This window comes from Nonomuraea solani, assembly GCF_900108335.1.
Classification (GTDB): domain Bacteria; phylum Actinomycetota; class Actinomycetes; order Streptosporangiales; family Streptosporangiaceae; genus Nonomuraea; species Nonomuraea solani.
Map to the genome: position 1 here is coordinate 12,669 of NZ_FNVT01000043.1, position 14,612 is coordinate 27,280.

Genomic DNA, 14,612 nt, shown 5'->3' on the forward strand with positions numbered 1-14,612 from the left:
CTGAAACGACCGCCTGAAACCACGTCATCCGGCGGGCGGGAGCGGGATCGAGAGGACGACCTCCGTACCCCCTTCCAGCCGCGGCTCGATGGTGAGCCGGCCGGACAGCTCCCCCTCCACCAGCGTTCGCACGATCTGTAGCCCCAGGCTGGTGGAACTGTCGAGGTCGAATCCGGCGGGCAGCCCGCGGCCGTCGTCCCAGACGGTCACGTTCAGCCGCTCGATGGTGGGCTCGACCACCACCTCCAGTCGCTTGGGCCGCCCATGTTGCAACGCGTTCTGCAACAGCTCGGTCAGCGCCATGGCCACCGGCGTGGCGATGAGCGAGGGCAGGACACCGAACTCCCCGACCCGGCGCGGCGTGACGGCCACCTCGGGCGACGACACCTCCCCCGCCATCGCGAACACGCGGTCGGCGATCTCGTCGAAGTTCACGAACTCCTCGGGTGCGTGAGACAGCGTCTCGTGCACGATCGCGATCGACCCCACCCGGCGTACCGCCTCCTCCAGCGCCTCCCGCCCCTCGGGCACCTGCAGCCGTCTGGCCTGCAGTCTCAGCAGGGCGGCCACCGTCTGCAGGTTGTTCTTGACCCGGTGATGGATCTCGCGGATCGTGGCGTCCTTGGTCATGAGCTCGCGTTCGCGGCGCCGCAGCTCCGTCACGTCCCTGATGAGCACGAGCGCGCCGATCCGGCCGCCGCCGACGATCAGCGGAATGGCTCTGAGCTGCACGATCGTGCCGCCGGACTCGACCTCCGTCTCCTTGGCCGCGCGCCCGCTGGCCACGATCATGAGGTCTTCGTTGATCGGCTCGTCGGAGTAGCACAACGTCGCGGTGACCCGGCCCAGCTCGGCGCCGACCAGGTCGGCGTGCAGGCCGAGCCGGCGGTAGGCGGACAGGGCGTTCGGGGAGGCGTACGTGACGCGCCCCGCCCGGTCGAGCCTGAGCAGGCCGTCGCCGACGCGCGGCGAGCGGACCAGGATCGGCTCCTCGCCCGAGAACGGAAAACGCCCCTCGGCCACCATCTGCGCCAGGTCGGAGGCGCTCTGCAGGTAGGTGAGCTCCAGCCGGGACGGCGTGCGGGCCGAGGAGAGGTTGGTGGAGCGCTGGATGACCGCGAGGAAGCGGCCCTCCCCGCCCTCGACCGCGCGGCGCACGGGGATCGTCTCCTCGCGCACCGGCACTCCGGTGGACCAGTCGGGGTCGCCCTCGCGGCAGATGCGGCGCTCGTTCCACGCGGTGTCGATGAGGTGGCGCTCGCCCCTGGCGGCGACGCTGCCGACGATGTCGTCGTGGTAGACGGTGGGGCCGGTTGTGGGGCGCATCTGAGCGATCGCGATCCAGCCGTTCTCACCGAGCAGCGGCGCCCACAGGATGAGGTCGGCGAAGGAGAGGTCGGCCAGCAGTTGCCAGTCGGAGACCAGCGAGTGCAGCCAGTCGAGATCCGCCTCGTCGAGCGCTGTGTGACGGGCTACGAGGTCGCTGAGAGTCGGCACGAGTGCATCATGCGTGCTTTCCCCCGTGACAACCAAACCGACCCCCGGCGACAGGGGCACGTTTGACTGCACAGGGCATGAGCGGGCAGAACTCCGTACGACGGGGTCGCACGCCCGCTCACTCGCACAGTGAAGGCGGATACGGCATCGTCTACCCAATAGGAATTGTCGGAAATCTCATATTGTGAGAACCATCACAGTCGCAGGAGGCTCGGCACGCCGGAGGTGGTCCACACGGGCGGGTGGTTCTGGCGCGACACGGCCCTGGGACCGGTCTCGGTTGCCATCGCGGATGCTGCTGTGGATATCCTTCACCATCAACCTGAGCTGCCCGGATCCGGGTGCGCACGCACCCATGCGCGCCCGGCGCCGGTCGGCCGTCCCAGCCCGCGGTTGACCACTCGGGCCGATGTGAGTTCCGATGATCTCGCGGTGACCAGACACGCCCTCACCGCCGTGCCAGAAGTGAAGGTGAGAGCGTGACCGACGACGGCCCCCGCGTACCGAAGTACTACGACGTGAAACGGAGCCTGCTCGAGCTCACCAAGAGCCTGCCCACGGGCACGGCGCTGCCGCCCGAGCGCACGCTGGCCGTCCGGTTCGAGACCTCGCGCACCACCGTCAGGCAGGCGCTGACCGAGCTGGTGGTGGAGGGGCGGCTGCTGCGCATCCAGGGCAAGGGCACGTTCGTGGCGCAGCCCAAGGTGGCTCAGGTGCTGCAGCTGACCTCGTACATCGGAGATCTGCGCACGGCCGGCCTGGAGCCGGACACCAAGATCCTGGAGATCGGCTACATCACCGCCGACGAGGCCCTCGCCCGCCGCCTGGCCATCAACCCGGGCGGGCGCGTGCTGCGCATCCACCGGCTCCGGCTGGCCAACAGCGAGCCGGTCTCGATCGACACCACCCACCTGTCCGCGCGCCGCTTCCCGCGGCTGCGTCGCGAACTCGAGGTGCACGCCTCTCTGTACGAGACGCTGCACAACGCCTACAACGTACGCCTGACGGACGCCGAAGAGATCATCGAGACCGTCCTGGCCACCCCCTACGACGCCAAGGCGCTCGGCGTGGACGTCGGCCTGCCGATGCTGCTGCTCACCCGCCACGCCTTCGACGCCGACGGCAACCCCGTGGAGTGGGCGCAGTCCCTCTACCGCGGCGACCGGTACAAGTTCGTCACCCGCCTGCGCCGCCCCTGACGGGCGGCCGCCGCTTCGGCCGGTACGACCTCCTAGGCTGGGTGCATGAGCGTCCTCGTCGTCACAGGCACCGCCGCCGGAGTGGGCAAGACCGTGGTGTCGGCGGCCCTGGCGACACTGGCGCTGGCGCGCGGCTCCTCGGTGGCCGTGGTCAAACTCGCCCAGACCGGGCTGGCCGACGCCGCCGACGGTGACGTCGACCGGGTGATCCGGCTGTCCGGCGTCACCACCACGTTCGAGCTCGCCCGCTTCCCCGACCCGCTCTCCCCCGCGGCCGCCGCCAGGTTCGCCGGGATGCCGGCCGCGTCGCTGAGCGGCGCCGCCGGGCTGGTGCGGGAGCTGGCCGAGAGCAACCGGCTGGTGATCGTGGAAGGCACCGGCGGGCTGCTCGAACGGTTCGACGAAGACGGCGCCACCGTGGCCGACCTCGCCCGCACCCTGCGCGCGCAGGCGCTGGTCGTGGTCCGGGCCGGTGGTGACACCGTCAACCACACCGCGCTCACCCTGGAGGCGCTGGCGCACCGCGGGCTCGACCTGGCGGGGCTGGTCATCGGGCGCTGGCCGGACGCCCCCGAGCTGGCCGACCGAGCCAGCGTGGCCGACCTGGAGATGCTGGCCGCGCGGCCGCTGTCCGGGGCGCTGCCGGAAGGGGCCGGGGGTCTGGGGGCGGCGGCGTTCGCCGAGGTGGCGTACAAGGGGCTGGGAGCCACGCTGGGCGGCGTCTTCGACCCCGCCTGGTTCAGGCAGCAGCACAGCGTGTGAGCCCCGGAGAGGGTGGGGCTAGCACCACCATGGACCGGCACACCAGACCCATTTCCCGTCCCTGCTCCTGGTCAATACCGTTGGACGCATGAAAGTCCCCCGTCCGTGGTCCGCGCGGGCCTGGCTCGACACGGCTCACGTGATGATCGGCTTGCCGGTCGGCGTGGCGCTCGGCGGGCTGACGCTCGTCCTGGTCGTGGCCCCGCCTCTGCTCCTGCGGGCGGTGCCGTGGTGCACCAGGGTGCAGCGCTCCAGGTTCGACGCCTTTCTCGGCGCGCACATCCCGCCCGTGCGCACGCCCAGCGACTGGCGCAGCCCGGCCACGTGGCGGCAGATCGGCTACCACCTGCTGTCGCCGTTCGTGAGCCTGGCGGGGGCGGTCCTGACGGCGGTGGTGTGGGGCGGCGCGGTGGTGGCGCTGCTGTCGTTCCTGCCGCCGAGGATCCAGAAGCCGCCTCTGGAGTTCGTGTTCGACCTGAGAGACAACAGGATCGTGCTGCTCTTCATGGTCATCGGGGTGGCGCTGCTGCTGCTCGCGCCGATGCTCGCCCGCGGCATGGCGGCGCTGGACCTGTCGGTGGCCCGCACGCTGCTCGGCCCCAGCCGTTCCGAGCTGGGGCAGCGGATCGAGACGCTGACCGAGAGCCGGGCGGGCGTGATCGACGCCGCCGACACCGAGCGCCGCAGGATCGAGCGCGACCTGCACGACGGCGCCCAGCAGCGGCTGGTGTCCCTGGCCATGAACCTCGGGCTGGCCAGGGCCACGCTGACCGACCTGCCCGAGCCGGCCCGCGAGGCCATCGAGCGGGCGCACGAGGAGGCCAAGCAGGCGCTCAAGGAGCTGCGCGACTTCGTCCGCGGCCTGCATCCGGCCGTGCTCAACGACCAGGGCCTGGACGCGGCGCTGTCCGGTGTCGCCGCCCGCGCCCCCTTCCCCGTCAAGCTCCGCGTCGACATCGCGCGACGCGCCACTCCGACCATCGAGGCGGTGGCCTTCTTCATCGTGTCCGAAGCACTGACCAACATCGCCAAGCACGCGGCGGCCACCAAGGCGGAGGTCGGCGTGCGGCGCGAGCGCGACCGCCTGCACGTGTCCGTCTATGACGACGGCTGCGGCGGCGCCAGACTGGACGGCGGCACCGGGCTGCGCGGGCTGGCCCAGCGGATCGACTCGGTCGACGGGTCGCTCCGGTTGTCCAGCCCGCTGGGCGGTCCGACGACGATCGAGGTGGAGCTGCCGTGCGAGTAGTGCTCGCCGAGGATTCCGTACTGCTGCGCGAGGGGCTGATCCGGCTCCTCGACGCCTCCGGCATGGAGGTGGTCGCCGCCGCGGACGAGGCCGAGGGCCTGCTGCGGGCGGCCGAGAAGCACCGGCCCGAGCTGGTCATCACCGACGTCCGGATGCCGCCCACGCACACCGACGAGGGGCTGCGGGCCGCGCTCGTGCTGCGCCGCCAGCAGCCGGGGCTGGCGGTCCTGGTGCTCTCGCAGTACGTCGAGGAGCGCTACGCCGCCCAGCTCCTCGCCTCCGCCGCGACGGGAGGCGTCGGCTATCTGCTCAAGGACCGCGTGGCCGACGTGGCCGAGTTCATCGACGCGCTGCGCCGGGTGGCCGCCGGCGGCACCGCGCTCGACCCCGAGGTCGTCGCCCAGCTCCTGCTGCGCGGCAACAGCGACCCGCTCGAACGGCTGACGCCCAGGGAGCACGAGGTGCTCAGGCTGATGGCGGAGGGCCGCTCCAACGCCGGCATCGGCCAGGCCCTCGTGCTCAGCGAGGGAGCCGTGGGCAAGCACATCGGCAACATCTTCACCAAGCTCGACCTGTCCCCGGCGGAGGGCGACCACCGGCGCGTGCTGGCCGTCCTGCAGTTCCTCAAGATCAGGAGTCTGCCGTGAGGGCGGCCTGGCTGACGGCCGGGACCGTGGTGACCGTCTTCGCGCTCCTGCTGTCCTCGGTGCTGATCTGGCGCGGCGTGGCCAGGGCCAGGACACCGGAGGAGACCACGGCGCGCTCCATCCCGTTCGGCGAGCGGCAGCTCCGGATCAAGGCGGGCCAGGGCGACGTCAACGTGATCATCCTGCCCGGCCAGGCCGGCAAGCTGGTCATCCAGCGGTCGCTGCGCTGGTCGAGCGACCGGCCGACGGTCACGGAAGACTGGGACGACAAGACGCGCACCCTGCGCCTCGAAGCGGTCTGCAACCACTCCGACCAGCCTGACGGCCCCATCTGCCAGGCCGACTACCTGCTGCTGGTGCCGCCGGAGACCGACATCGAGGCCGGCATGAACGACGGCGACCTGACGCTCAACAGCATCTTCGGCGACGCCCGCATCGACTCCGTCGCCGGCGACGTCTACGTCAACGACCTCACGGGCAGGCTGTGGGCCAGGATCGGCACGGGCAACGTGGACGCGACGGAGCTCGACACGAAGGAGGCCGACGTGGAGGTCGGCGGCGGCGATCTGGACCTGTCGTTCACCAACGCGCCGACGACCGTGAAAGCGGTGGTCAGAACGATGGGCGACGTCCGGGTCCACGTGCCCGGCGGGTTCTACGACGTGACGGTGGACGCGCTCAACAGCACCGTCGATCTCGGCAGGCGAGCCGGCGCAGAAAGGAGGATCACCGCGCGCGCTCCGAGTGGCGTCGTCTTCCTGTGCTGCCGGTAAGGCGATCCAGGTGGCTTCCTCAAGGTCTGTTTACTCCTGTGACTCGTTGGTAAGTTCCCGGGCATGGAGTCTGCGAAGCATGCTGGTGACGCCGCCGTCGCCGTGTCCAAGGCCTATGGTGTCGAGACGATGTTCACCCTGTCGGGAGGGCATGTCTTCCCGCTCTACGACGGCGCGAAGCACGAGGACATGCGCATCCTCGACGTACGCCACGAGCAGAGCGCGGTCTTCGCCGCCGAGGCGACGGCCCGGCTGACCCGGCAGCCAGGGCTGGCCGTGCTGACCGCCGGGCCCGGCATCACCAACGGCGTCAGCGGCGTGGCGACCGCCCACTTCAACGGCTCTCCGGTGGTCGTCATGGGCGGCCGGGCACCCCAGTCGCGCTGGGGCAGCGGCGCCCTGCAGGAGATGGACCACCCGCCGCTGCTCGACCCGATCACCAAGCTGGCCTTCACCGCGAGCGACGCCGAGTCGGTGGGCCAGGACGTCGAGGTGGCCTTCCGCACCGCGGTCGCGCCCCACCGCGGCCCGGTCTTCCTCGACTTCTACATGGACCACCTGTTCTCGCCCGCTCCGATGCACGAGGTGCACACGCAGTCTCCGTCACCGCTGGAGCCCGACCCCGACGACCTGGCGAGCATCGCCCGGCTGCTGGCCGAGGCCGAGCGGCCCGTGCTGGTCTACGGCTCCGACGTCTGGATGGACCGCGCCGAGGAGGCCGCCCGCGACTTCGCCGAGAACTGGCGGCTGCCGGTCATCCCCAACGGCCAGGGCCGCGGCATCCTGCCCTCCGGGCACGAGCTGCTCGTCACCCGGGCGCGCGGTCTCGCCTTCGCCCAGGCCGACCTGGTGATCGTGGTGGGCACGCCGCTCGACTTCCGTCTCGGCTACGGCTGGTTCGGCGGCAAGGACGGCGCGCCGCTGGCCCGCGTGGTGCACATCGCCGACGCGCCCTCGCAGCTCGCCACGCACATGCAGCCGGCCGCGTCCGCCGCGGGCGACCTGTCGGTGGTGTTCTGGAGCCTCGGCGCGGCCTGCGGGGAGGCCGGGGTCAAGCCGGACGCGTACGCGTCCTGGGCGTCGAAGCTGTCCGGCGCGGCCGCCGCGGCCATCGCCGGCGACGCCGAGCTGCTGGCGGCCGACTCCGACCCGATCCACCCCATGCGCGTGTACGGCGAGCTGGGCAAGGTGCTGGCCGACGACGCCGTGGTGATCGGCGACGGCGGCGACTTCGTCTCCTACGCGGGCAAATACGTCGAGCCGAAGCAGCCGGGCAACTGGCTCGACCCGGGCCCGTACGGCTGTCTCGGCACCGGCCTGGGCTACTCCATCGCCGCCCGCCTGGCCCGGCCGTCCTCGCAGGTGGTGCTGCTGCTCGGCGACGGCGCCGCCGGGTTCTCCCTGATGGACGTCGACACCCTCGTCCGCCACCGGCTCCCGGTCGTCATGATCTGCGGCAACAACGGCATCTGGGGCCTGGAGAAGCACCCCATGCAACTCCTGTACGGCTACGACGTGGCCGCCGAGCTGCAGCCCCAGTGCCGCTACGACCAGGTGGTGACCGCGCTGGGCGGCGGCGGCGAGCTGGTCACCAAGCCGTCGGAGATCGGGCCGGCGCTGCGCAGGGCGTTCGACTCCGGGATCCCGTACATGGTGAACATCGCCACCGACCCGCAGATCGCCTACCCGCGCAACACGACCGGGGTGTGATCCTTGGCCCGTTTCCGCCGGGAAACGGGCCTAACCCTTGTTGGTCGTGGGGCTCTGGGTGGGATTCGAGCTCGCGTCCGAGCAGACGCCGTCGACGACGATCAGCTTGACCGGCTTGTTCACCTCGAGCAGGGTCCCGCCCTTGGGCAAGGTCTGGCTGATCTTGCCGCAGCTCATGCCGTTGGTGGTGGTGGTCCGGTCCTCGACGCGCACCTGGAAACCCGCCACCTCGACCATCTCCTGGCCCTCCAGGAACGGCCTGCCGACCACGGTGGGCACCTGGACCTTCTTCACCGTCGGCGTGGGGCTGCTGCTGGGGGACGGCGACTTCGTCGGGGTCTTCGTGGGGGTCGTGGGCGTGGGCGACGTCGTCTCGTCCGGCTCTTCGGTCTCCTTCTCGGTGACCGTGGGCTCAGGCTCCTCGCTCACCGTCGGAAGCGGCTTCGTCGTCGTCGGCTTCGGCTTGGTCATCGTCGGCTTGGGCTTCGTCGTCTTCGGCTCGGCCACGGGCGACTCGTTGCCCTGCTTGTCGGTGCTGACGGTCGGCGTCGGCTGCAGGTTGAGATCTATGCCGGTTAAGGCGACCGCGGTCGCGCCCGCGCCGAGGACGACGGCGGCGGCGATGCCCGCGACCAGGCCGGTCCTGCGCGGCGCCTTGGCCGCGCGCCGGCTTCCGCCGCCGCTCCGCTCGGAGATCGTGGTGTTCTCGTGGGCCATCCGGGCGCCCGTGTGGTAGGGCCCGGAGTCGTGCTGATTTCCCTGGTACTGGTGCTGCGGGTGCTGGTGCTGGTACGCCTCGGGCGGCGGGGCCATCGTGGCGCCGGTGGCCGGCGACGGCTGCTGCTCCTGGACCGGGGCAGGGGCGGGCGCCTGGCCGTTGGCGATCGCGCGGGCGGCCTCGCTCATCGCCCGGGCGCTCGGGTAACGCCTGGCCGGGTCCTTCGACAGGGCGATCTCCACCAGGGTGCGCACCGGTGGCGGAATGTCCTGCGGCAGCGGCGGCGGAGCCTCGCGGATGTGCTTGAGCGCGATCGTGACCGCGCTGTCGCCGTCGAACGGCCGCTGGCCCACCAGGCACTCGTACGCCACCACGCCGAGCGCGTAGATGTCCACGGCGGGCGTGACGGGCGCGCCTTCGGCCTGCTCGGGAGCGCAGTAGGCGGCGGTGCCCAGCACCATGCCCGCGTCGGTGAGCCGGTTGGCGACGTCGGAGCGCGCGATGCCGAAGTCGGTCAGCACGAGCGTGCCGTCCCGCTGGACGAGCAGGTTGCCCGGTTTGACGTCTCGGTGGACGATGCCCCGGTCGTGCACGGCCTGCAGCGCCGACGCGGCCTGCGCGATGAGCTCCATGGCGGCCTGCGGCGGGATCCTGCCCAGCCTGGCCAGCAGCCGGTCGAGCGGTTCGCCGTCGACGAACTTCATCACCAGGTAGACGGTGTCGCCGCTGACGCCGTAGTCGTAGACGTCGACGACGCCGGAGTGGTTGATCGTGGCCATCGCCCGCGCTTCCCCCTGGAAGCGAGCGACGAACCCGGGGTCCTCCATACGGCCTGGGAGCAGCACTTTGACGGCGACGGTGCGGGCCAGGACGATATCCTCGCCGCGCCACACCTCGCCCATGCCACCGGCGCCGATGCGGGTATCCAGCCGATACCGCCCCGCCAGTGTTGTCCCTTGGGCCACCATGATTCCCCCGCTACCCCCCTACGTCCGTAACCTCTCCCACCCCGCGGTTCTCCAACAAAGCGAACTTTTGTCGCGGTGAGGTAACACAGTGGTCACGGAACTCAGAGAGTGTACGACTCACCTGTCCCACATGCCACTCAAATGCCTCAAGCCGTACAAACCCTATCTTGAGGCCTTACTGCCGCACTTGTCCGCGTTTCCCGGAAGTCAACGTCTGGGGGGCGGGCTTAGTACCGTGATCTCATGACGCTCGCATCTGGTCTCCGCGCCCAATTGATCATCATGGTCGAGATGGAGGACACGGCCAAGAAAATAGGCAGCGGAGACGTGCCGGTGCTGGCCACGCCCCGGTTGCTGGCGCTGGCCGAGGCGGCGACCGTACGCGCCATCGACAAGCACCTCGCGCCGGGCGAGACGTCCGTCGGCACCCGGGTCGAGCTCGACCACACGGCCGCCAGCCCGCTCGGCACGCACGTCCAGATCGGCGTGGAGCTGACCGAGGTCGACGGCCGGCGGCTGGTCTTCGCGTTCGAGGCGCACGACAAGCACGGCGTCGTGGGCAAGGGCACGATCGAGCGCGTGGTGGTCGATCGCGCCACGTTCCTCGCCCGCGCTACTCGATGACGGCGATCAGGTCACCTTCCTGGATCACGTCGCCCTCGGACACCTTGAGCTGGACCACCGTGCCGTCGTCCTCGGCGAGCACGGGGATCTCCATCTTCATCGACTCGAGGATGACCAGCGTGTCGCCATCGGAAACGGTCTCGCCCTCCTTGACGACGACCTTCCACACGTTCGCCACCATCTCAGCGCGTACCTCAGCCACCGGGACTCCCCTCTTTCAATGATCCAACAATCTCATGCGGGCTAGGCGCGCATGCGCGCGACCAGGCCGGTGTCGTAGTCGCCGGTGGTGAACTCCGCGTTCTCCAGCAGCTCGGCACAGAAGGCCAAATTGTTCTTGGGGCCCTCGACGGCGAACTCCGCGACCGCCTTACGGCCCTTCTCCAGCGCGTCGGCCCGGTCGGCGCCATGGACGCACAGCTTGGCCATCAGCGGGTCGTAGAACGGCGTGACGGTGTTGCCCGACTCGTAGCCCGAGTCGACGCGTACGCCCTCGCCGGTCGGCTCGTCCCACACCGTGATCGTGCCAGGGCCGGGGAAGAAGCGCTTGGGGTCCTCGGCGTAGACGCGGAACTCGATCGCGTGCCCCCGCGGCTCGGCGGCCACGTCCGGGCTCTCCCCCGCGGCCACGCGCAGCTGTAGCTCGACCAGGTCGAGGCCGGTGACCAGCTCGGTGACCGGGTGTTCCACCTGGAGCCTGGTGTTCATCTCCAGGAACACGAAGTCCTGCTTGTCGGCGTCGACCAGGCACTCGACCGTGCCCGCGCCCAGGTAGCCGACGGCCTCGCCGGCCCGCGCGGCGGCGGCCAGCATGCGCTCGCGCAGCTCGGGCGTGATGCCGGGCGACGGGGACTCCTCGACGACCTTCTGGTGGCGGCGCTGCACGGAGCAGTCGCGCTCGCCCAGCGCCACGACCCGGCCGTCGGGCAGGCCGAGGATCTGCACCTCGACGTGGCGGGCCCGCTCGATGTAGCGCTCAAGCAGCACGGCGGGGCCGTCGAGCGCGTCGCCGGAGAACCTGGCGGCCGCCCTGGCCGCCTGCTCGTACGCCTTGGCCAGGCCCTCGTCGTCGTGGGCCACGCTCATGCCGATGCCACCGCCGCCGCCCGCGGTCTTGACCATGACCGGGTAGCCGATGCCCTCGGCGGCCCGCAGCGCCAGCGACAGGTCGGTGACCGGCTCGCGGGTGCCCGCGGCGACCGGTACGCCGGCGGCCTCCATGAGGTTCCTGGCGTTGATCTTGTCGCCCATCCGGTCGATGGACTCGGGCGCGGGCCCGATCCAGACCATGCCGGCGTCGATCACGGCCCTGGCGAACGCGGCGTTCTCCGCGAGGAAGCCGTATCCCGGGTGGACCGCCTTCGCTCCGGTCGCCCGCGCCGCCTCCAGCACCTTGTCGATGTCGAGGTAGCTCTGCGCGGGGTTGGCCGGGCCGATCAGCACCGCCTCGTCGGCCTCGCGCACGAACGGCAGGTCGGCGTCGGCCTCGGAGTGCACGGCGACGGCGCGCAGGCCCAGCCGCTTGACCGTGCGGATGATCCGCCGCGCGATCTCCCCTCGGTTGGCGATCAGAACGGGTCCGAGCGTCTCAGTAAGCACGCCGACCACCCTATGGCCGCGATGGGGTCGACCCCTTTCCCCCGAAACCACCGATCCGGCGAGCACGATCTGTAGGAACCCCACAAAAGTGAGCGACGGGAAACGCGGAAGACGCCCCGCTCACTGTAGAGCCCGCACGCGGCCGCCGAAGCCTTAGACGCGGCCGCGGTCGATCACGCGGGCCAGGGCCTCGACCGCGTGCGGGTCGTACGCGCCGCCCGTGGTCACTCGCACGCGCTCCAGCGCCGCACCGCCACGATCACGGTCCGTCGAGGGCCCGACCAGGTCATCGTAGGCGTTGGCCACCTTGATGATGCGGCTCGACAGCGGCGGGTCGTCGGTGATCGGGTCGCACTGCCGCCTGACCACCTCGGCCACCCGGTCCAGCACCCCCGTCTGCCTGATCACCTCGGCCCCCAGCTCCGCGATCCGGCGCGCCTGCTCGGGCTCGGTCAGCACGGTGGCCCCGCCGGGGATCGGGTCGCGCAGCGAGAGCTGGCCGATGTCGTGCATCAGCGCGGCGTACTCGAGTTCGAGCAGCTCGGGCTCGGCCATGCCCAGCTCGCGGCCGATCGCCACGGCCAGGCGGCTCACCCGGCGCGAGTGCCCCGGCTCGACGTAGCCGCCGACCTCGGTCACCCGCGACAGAGCGCGTACGGTCTGCAGGTAGGTCGCGCGGATCCCGGCATATTTGCGGAAGGCCACCTGCGTGACCAGCAGCGGCGCCGCGAACACCAGCAGCGCGACCAGGTCCATGCTGTGCGTGGCCAGCGCGAGCAGCACGCCCGACGAGGCCACCGCGGCGCCCAGCGGGAAGGCCATGTTGATCTCGTCGCGCACGGCGACCCGGAACGCGGTGCGCACCTGCTCGGCCCGCAGCAGCGCGGCGATCAGCACGTCGATCATCAGGCTGATCGCGATGAGCGCGACCATCACCGCGAGCGCCGGCCACCAGGTCTTGGTCGGCGCTTGAGTGAGTTTGTAGAGCGGATCGGCCAGCGGCCGGAACGCGAAGGCCAGCAGCGCGCCGGTGAGCAGCCGCCTGGCCATCGCGTCGAGGCGCGGCGGCCGGCCCACGGCCAGGTGCGGCAGCGCGCCCGCGACCATGCCGACGGCGATCACGGCCACGACCTGCAGCGCGGAGTGGCGGAGCTGGTTCTGGCTGAGGTCGAGCAGCAGCGTGTAGCCGAGCGCGGCGGCGGCGCCGATGGGCGCGACCTCCCTGTTGCCCGGCATGGTGAGCCTGGCCAGCTCGCCGACCGCGATCAACGCCCCGAACCCGACCGCGATCTCCGTACGGTCGAGCCCGACGGCGGCCGTGTGCGCCACGCCCGCGAGCGCGACGAGGCCCGCCGCGCAGATGAGCAGCAGCTGCCCGGAGTCGAGCCTGCGCAGGACCGTGTTGATGGGTCGCTCGGTACGCCTGGCGCGCTCAGTAGTGATCATTGCCCGGTCACGACCTGGATCGGCATGGTCGGGTCGTCGTGGTCCTTGATCGGCGTCTCGTCGGCCTCGGGCGGCGGCGGATCGACGCGGCGCGGCGGCTGCCACGGATCGCGCTCCAGCGCCCGGATGAAGGCCGCGACCATCATGGGGTCGAAATGGGTGCCCGCGCTCTTGCGCAGCTCCTCCACGGCCACGGGGACGGGCCTGGCGCCCCGGTAGGAGCGGTCGGAGGTCATCGAGTCGAACGCGTCGGCCACCGCGATCACCTTGGCGAACTCGGGGATCTCGTCACCGGCCAGCCCCATCGGGTAGCCGGTGCCGTCGTGCTTCTCGTGGTGGTGCATGATCCCGGCATATGCCTCGTCGAGGAAGCCGATGCCGCGGACGATCTCCAGCCCGCGCATCGGATGAAGCTGGATCGCGGCGAACTCCTCCTCGGTGAGCGGCCCGTCCTTCTGCAGCACCTTGGTGGGCACGCCGAGCTTGCCGACGTCGTGCAACATGCCCGCGTAGCGGATGGCGCGCACGCGCCCCGGGCCCATGCCGATCTCGTCGGCGATCATGGACGAGGCGAGCGACACGCGCGTGCAGTGGCCCCGGGTGTAGTAGTCCTTGGTCTCCACCGCCTGGCAGAGCGCGGCGATGGTGGCGTCGTAGGAGCGCTGCTGCGCGTGATACTGCCCGAATGCCCAGCGCGCCACGAACAGCGGCAGCAGCACCAGCACCGCCGAGATCGACGCCACGGTGGCCCAGAGCCCCGCCACGAGCAGCCCGAACGTGCCGTAGCCGAGATAGGACAGCAGGAACTGCGTCATTCCCCGCATCGGCACCTCGGTGGCCCGCACCTTGGTGGCCAGCCCGATCATGGTGAGCGTGAGCGCGATGTTGAGCGGTACGAACACGGCGGTCGCCGCGGCGTAGGGGCCGATCAGGTCGTCGAACGCGTTGACCTGCGGCACGCCCACCTCACCGTTGAGCGCCACATAGACGCGCCCGGCCACGTAGCCGCAGATGGCGAACTGGGCGCCGTTGAAGAGCCGTTTGATCAGCGGCAGCCCCGGCCGCACGCTCAGGACGGCGGTGAGCCCCACCAGGGCCGCGCCCTCGGGCCCGAGCAGCACCACGGCCGCGAGCGAGGCCGAGAAGCTGACCGACACCGCGAACTGCTCCACGTTGAGCAGCGTCGGCATCGACTCGCACACCAGGAACAGCAGCGCGAGCACCAGGAGGATGTCGAGATCCCCCGTGGCCACGGGCATGTCCGGGGCGAGCACGCCGCGGACGATGAGAGCGGCCGCCGCGCAGCTCACAGCGACCAGATAGACCCTTGCGGGCCACGGCAGATCACGCATTGCGGCCCCCTACGGTGTTCAGGTCCAGGACACCCCGGGAGGAACCACTCCGCCGCCGATCAGCATGA

General features: G+C 70.9%; 13 protein-coding genes. 7 read left to right on the forward strand and 6 right to left on the reverse strand.

Annotated features, from left to right (window positions below):
* Nucleotides 1-24: 24 nt before the first annotated feature.
* The gene (locus tag C4V41_RS58520; RefSeq protein ID WP_103964693.1) at nt 25-1,497 is read right to left on the reverse strand and encodes a PAS domain-containing sensor histidine kinase; all 1,473 of its coding nucleotides are present in this window, start codon (nt 1,495-1,497) and stop codon (nt 25-27) included.
* A gap of 479 nt (nt 1,498-1,976) precedes the next feature.
* Here C4V41_RS58520 and C4V41_RS58525 point away from each other — a divergent pair, with 479 nt between their 5' ends.
* From C4V41_RS58525 to C4V41_RS58550, 6 genes are all read left to right on the forward strand, one after another.
* On the forward strand, nt 1,977-2,696 hold the full coding sequence (locus C4V41_RS58525; RefSeq protein ID WP_103964694.1) for a GntR family transcriptional regulator: 720 nt from the start codon (nt 1,977-1,979) through the stop codon (nt 2,694-2,696).
* 45 nt (nt 2,697-2,741) lie between these two features.
* Nucleotides 2,742-3,458 carry a dethiobiotin synthase gene (gene bioD / locus C4V41_RS58530; protein ID WP_103964695.1) on the forward strand — a complete coding sequence of 239 codons (717 nt, stop codon included), beginning with the start codon at nt 2,742-2,744 and terminating at the stop codon, nt 3,456-3,458.
* Nucleotides 3,459-3,546: 88 nt separating this feature from the next.
* Entirely contained in the window at nt 3,547-4,707 is a 1,161-nt protein-coding gene (locus C4V41_RS58535) for a sensor histidine kinase (protein ID WP_103964696.1), read from the forward strand.
* Nucleotides 4,698-5,354, forward strand: a complete 657-nt coding sequence (locus tag C4V41_RS58540; RefSeq protein WP_103964697.1) for a response regulator transcription factor — start codon at nt 4,698-4,700, stop codon at nt 5,352-5,354. The genes C4V41_RS58535 and C4V41_RS58540 overlap by 10 nt, the downstream gene beginning before the upstream one ends.
* A complete protein-coding gene (locus C4V41_RS58545; RefSeq protein ID WP_103964698.1) occupies nt 5,351-6,127 on the forward strand; it encodes a DUF4097 family beta strand repeat-containing protein in 777 nt (258 codons plus the stop codon). Before C4V41_RS58540 ends, C4V41_RS58545 begins: the two co-directional genes overlap by 4 nt.
* Before the next feature lie 63 nt (nt 6,128-6,190).
* Nucleotides 6,191-7,837: an acetolactate synthase gene (locus tag C4V41_RS58550; RefSeq protein ID WP_103964699.1), complete on the forward strand. Its 1,647-nt coding sequence runs from the start codon at nt 6,191-6,193 to the stop codon at nt 7,835-7,837.
* A gap of 30 nt (nt 7,838-7,867) precedes the next feature.
* Here the strand turns inward: C4V41_RS58550 and C4V41_RS58555 are convergent, their stop codons facing one another.
* Nucleotides 7,868-9,523, reverse strand: coding sequence for a serine/threonine-protein kinase (locus tag C4V41_RS58555; RefSeq protein ID WP_103964700.1), 1,656 nt, complete (start codon nt 9,521-9,523; stop codon nt 7,868-7,870).
* Between the two features lie 243 nt (nt 9,524-9,766).
* Between C4V41_RS58555 and C4V41_RS58560 the strand changes: the two genes are divergently transcribed.
* Nucleotides 9,767-10,147, forward strand: a complete 381-nt coding sequence (locus C4V41_RS58560) for a thioesterase family protein (RefSeq protein ID WP_235031073.1) — start codon at nt 9,767-9,769, stop codon at nt 10,145-10,147.
* Here C4V41_RS58560 and C4V41_RS58565 read toward each other — a convergent pair.
* The 4 genes from C4V41_RS58565 to C4V41_RS58580 form a co-directional block, all read right to left on the reverse strand.
* Nucleotides 10,137-10,349, reverse strand: a complete 213-nt coding sequence (locus C4V41_RS58565) for a biotin/lipoyl-binding carrier protein (RefSeq protein ID WP_146104248.1) — start codon at nt 10,347-10,349, stop codon at nt 10,137-10,139. The two genes, C4V41_RS58560 and C4V41_RS58565, sit on opposite strands and share 11 nt — an antisense overlap.
* Before the next feature lie 41 nt (nt 10,350-10,390).
* Entirely contained in the window at nt 10,391-11,746 is a 1,356-nt protein-coding gene (locus C4V41_RS58570) for an acetyl-CoA carboxylase biotin carboxylase subunit (protein ID WP_235031074.1), read from the reverse strand.
* 153 nt (nt 11,747-11,899) lie between these two features.
* Nucleotides 11,900-13,192 (reverse strand): HD-GYP domain-containing protein, encoded by a 1,293-nt coding sequence (locus C4V41_RS58575; RefSeq protein ID WP_103964703.1) that lies wholly within the window; start codon nt 13,190-13,192, stop codon nt 11,900-11,902.
* Complete coding sequence (locus C4V41_RS58580; RefSeq protein WP_103964704.1) at nt 13,189-14,544, reverse strand: HD-GYP domain-containing protein; 1,356 nt, start codon at nt 14,542-14,544, stop codon at nt 13,189-13,191. The genes C4V41_RS58575 and C4V41_RS58580 overlap by 4 nt, the downstream gene beginning before the upstream one ends.
* Between the last annotated feature and the right edge of the window lie 68 nt (nt 14,545-14,612).